The organism is Halanaerobium sp., assembly GCF_003070835.1.
Genome location: NZ_QBLR01000490.1, coordinates 1 through 1,147, shown reverse-complemented (window position 1 = coordinate 1,147; position 1,147 = coordinate 1). Strand labels below are relative to the sequence as shown.

Sequence of the window (1,147 nt, the reverse complement as noted above, 5' to 3'; positions counted from 1 at the left end):
AAAACATTTTTAATCTTCTTTTTTTGCTGGCTGAATTTAAGGTGATGGCAATTTGATATTTTTTCTTTAATAATTCCATTAATTTCTCACTAAACAGTTCTAACTGCCCGTGAAAAGGTTCTAGAGAAGATGTGTTAAAATGAATATCATTCTCAATAACTTTATTATGTTCAAATTCAGAGTTAATATCTACTACCCTGTTTTTAGTAATTTCTCTTTTGAACTCTGATTCAGAAATAAAATTATCAAGATATTCTGGAAAAACCATTCCCTGTTCTAAAAGTCTGGTATGTGTTTCAACAATTTCCTGATAATGATCATGAGTTAACTGCTCCATTTTTTTTGGTCGTACGGCAAAAATTATACTCTCTTCTAAATAATCAAAGAAATTAGCAGTCTTTTCATAATAAAAAGGCAAAAATTGTTCAAAGCCTGGAAAACGATGTTTTTCTTTCAAATCTTCCAACATTTTTTTAGCTTTTTCTCTTAAGTAAGCAGCTTCTTCCTGCTGATTATTTTCTGCAAGTTTTGATATTGCTTTCGAATAAGTATTTTCCAAGCTGGGATAGGCTCTCTCAACAACATCTTGATCAATAACAATATTTGCAAAAGGAGGAACTGTAATCTGATCTACCTGCAGTTTAGATCTCTGAGCAGTTAAATCAATTTTACGAATTGAATCTACTTCATCCCCAAAAAGCTCAATTCTAAATGGTTGTTCATCAAGCAGTGTGAAAATATCAATAATTCCACCTCTAATGCTGTACTGACCTGGAGCTTCTACCATTTCTTCCCGTTTGTAACCAAGAGAAAAAAGTTTCTGCCTCAATTCTGGAATTACAAGTTCTGTTCCTGTTTTAATATTTATGCTGCTATTTTTATAAATATCTTTAGGTGGAAGTTTTTTAAAGACTGCTGCTGGAGTAGTCAAGATAATTTTCTTTTTTTGATTGAGAGAAAAAACAAGTTCAGTTAAAACCTTAGTTCTTTCACTCATAGTTGTTAAATCAGGCATCAGCTGTTCATGAGGAAGTATTTCTTCTTCCGGAAAAACTAAAAAATTGTCTTTACCAATTAATCGAATTAAATCTTCCTGCATCTGCTGCAAATAATAATTATCTGGCAAAAAGAAAATTATATCTTTTTC

Annotated in this window: 1 pseudogene; it reads right to left on the bottom strand. The window is 31.0% G+C overall.

Annotation, left to right across the window (positions count from 1 at the left end):
- Positions 1 to 1,147 (bottom strand): annotated as a pseudogene (locus CI949_RS20720) (transcription-repair coupling factor); the annotation flags it as partial.